This is a genomic window from Bacteroides sp. (assembly GCF_028690125.1).
In the GTDB taxonomy this organism is placed as follows: domain Bacteria; phylum Bacteroidota; class Bacteroidia; order Bacteroidales; family Bacteroidaceae; genus Bacteroides.
In genome coordinates this window covers 1-2,536 of sequence record NZ_JAQVBV010000148.1, presented here as the reverse complement: position 1 = coordinate 2,536, position 2,536 = coordinate 1, and the positions used below count along the sequence as shown (strand labels likewise).

General features: G+C 39.7%; 3 protein-coding genes. All 3 read right to left on the bottom strand.

Going from position 1 to position 2,536, the window contains the following annotated elements; genetic code table 11:
- Positions 1-103: 103 nt before the first annotated feature.
- Entirely contained in the window at positions 104-643 is a 540-nt protein-coding gene (locus PHO71_RS26120) for an ATP-binding protein (RefSeq protein ID WP_300209111.1), read from the bottom strand.
- 90 nt (positions 644-733) lie between these two features.
- Positions 734-1,339: an ATP-binding protein gene (locus PHO71_RS26115; protein ID WP_300209110.1), complete on the bottom strand. Its 606-nt coding sequence runs from the start codon at positions 1,337-1,339 to the stop codon at positions 734-736.
- A gap of 2 nt (positions 1,340-1,341) precedes the next feature.
- Positions 1,342-2,536: hypothetical protein (locus PHO71_RS26110; protein WP_300209109.1), on the bottom strand; the 1,195-nt coding region annotated here is incomplete at its 5' end.

Here is a 2,536-nt window from a genome sequence, read left to right as displayed (position 1 = left end):
ACCACACCTTTCATCTCCTTGTAAGAATTTTTAGTACTCTTAAATCTTACAAGATATATTTCAAGGTGGTAAACTAATTCGCTAGCGAATCGGTTAAAAGTGGTCAACTATTATAATAGCGTTTACAAATAGCAAACAAAACTTTTATTTCTCGCTCATCCATAATGGTGTGGAGAAGAAAATCATCCAATATCAACAGATCAAGTTTCGAGAGTAACGTCATCTTTCTATCATATTTTTTGTAATCCGTTTCTTTCAGTGAAACCATGCCTTCAAGATAAGACTCACAGTGGTGATATTCCACCTTGTAATCATTACAGGCAGATATGCCCAACGCCTTAGCAAGATGTGTTTTACCACTGTCTGACGGTCCCAGAATGCATACATTGAGTCCATCCCGGACAAACGCAATGGAAGATAATACTTCGATAATTCCAACCGGCAGATACTCTCTGGTTCTTGAATTTTGGCATTCTTCAAGTGTTTGAGGGCATCCAATCAGTTTTGCATGACGAAGTCGGTTGTTAATGCGCTTGCTTATTTTATCCTCGTATTCTGACCCAATCAGTTCCGACATCAATGTCAAATGATCCAACGATAGAAAGCGTTCAGAATGATATATTTTGTCCAATGTGGCTGCCATGCTCCTTGTAAGAATTTTTAGTACTCTTAAATCTTACAAGATATATTTCAAGGTGGTAAACTAATTCGCTAGCGAATCGGTTAAAAGTGGTCAACTATTATAATAGCGTTTACAAATAGCAAACAAAACTTTTATTTCTCGCTCATCCATAATGGTGTGGAGAAGAAAATCATCCAATATCAACAGATCAAGTTTCGAGAGTAACGTCATCTTTCTATCATATTTTTTGTAATCCGTTTCTTTCAGTGAAACCATGCCTTCAAGATAAGACTCACAGTGGTGATATTCCACCTTGTAATCATTACAGGCAGATATGCCCAACGCCTTAGCAAGATGTGTTTTACCACTGTCTGACGGTCCCAGAATGCATACATTGAGTCCATCCCGGACAAACGCAATGGAAGATAATACTTCGATAATTCCAACCGGCAGATACTCTCTGGTTCTTGAATTTTGGCATTCTTCAAGTGTTTGAGGGCATCCAATCAGTTTTGCATGACGAAGTCGGTTGTTAATGCGCTTGCTTATTTTATCCTCGTATTCTGACCCAATCAGTTCCGACATCAATGTCAAATGATCCAACGATAGAAAGCGTTCAGAATGATATATTTTGTCCAATGTGGCTGCCATGCTTGGCATTCCGATTTCATTCAGTTCATCAACAAGGTTGTTTACCATTTTTTCGCCTGTGAGCATAATCACTTTTCCTCCTTTCCAACGGTATGTGCCAGATTCTGGCTTTTGGAAAGAAGTTTATTGATGTCCATGGCACTTGCATCCATGACATATGCACCTTTGTTACGCTCTTCGTTGATTTTTACTTTTGTTTCCGGCGATGTGAATTCTTCTGCAATAGCAGGTATAGAATTCTTTATGTAAGTATAAGTTACTTTGTTTACTGATAATGCCTGCCGACAGCATTCTTCCAGGGCTTCCTTTCCGTATTTTTGAGAGTAGTTTAGTATGCCAAGGCACATACGATAGGTCTGAATCTCCAGTTTACGGCATGCAAGGACAAGTTTTATTACGTCTACCGTATGTGGCCCAATGGTCATTGCCTTACGAATGAAGTATTCGGCATTCCATTCACGGTACCCATTGTAGTCTTTTGGCAGGTGTTCCGGATTGGTACACCATTGTCCTTTATGTACAGCCCGCTGGTGTTCGCAAATAAACTCACCGTTCTTTGAAAAGATTCTCACTTTAGAAGAAGTTGCTCTTATCGATACTTTTTGATGCTTAAATGCTTTATCTACGCTATAATAAGCATTGTCAAAGCGTACGTGGAAGTCGCTTGATACCTTTGCCTCTTTCCTCTCCATGTACTCGTAAGGTACTGGAGGGAGGGGCATTAACTCAGTCTTTTCTTCTTCCCAGTAGTAGCATCGATTATGCTCCTTGTTCTTAAATGGTTCATGGTTTAACTTAGTGATATTTTCCCACAATTCAGCATTAAACTGTTCGATGCTGAAGTAGGGATGCTCTTCCATGTCATGAAAAAATCCTTTTTCGAGAATACCGACTGCATTTTCAACAGAACTTTTAAATTTGGGTTTCCGAACTTTAGCCGGTAGAATAGCGGTATGATTATGATCCGCCCATTCTGCATAATCCTTATTTAATTCCGGTTGTATCCAGTCGATGTTGGTGATCACAGCCTGCTTGCAATTATCACAGATTGTAAGTGGCGTTACTCCACCGAAATATGCCAGTGCATTATTATTGACCTGGATCCACTGTGGTTCTTTTGTTGATACCATTCCTTCCGCATAAATATACTGTGAGTATGGAAGGATGGAGACGAAAACAACAATAGGTATTATCTCTCCAGTCAGTCTGTCGGTCAGCTCAAATGTCTTACCAGCGAAGTCAACTTCCATGGTTTGCCCAATG

Bases quoted from the DNA above. Each gene is read 5' to 3' on its own strand.
- PHO71_RS26120 (WP_300209111.1), bottom strand. From the start codon at position 643: ATGGCAGCCACATTGGACAAAATATATCATTCTGAACGCTTTCTATCG.
- PHO71_RS26115 (WP_300209110.1), bottom strand. From the start codon at position 1,339: ATGCTCACAGGCGAAAAAATGGTAAACAACCTTGTTGATGAACTGAAT.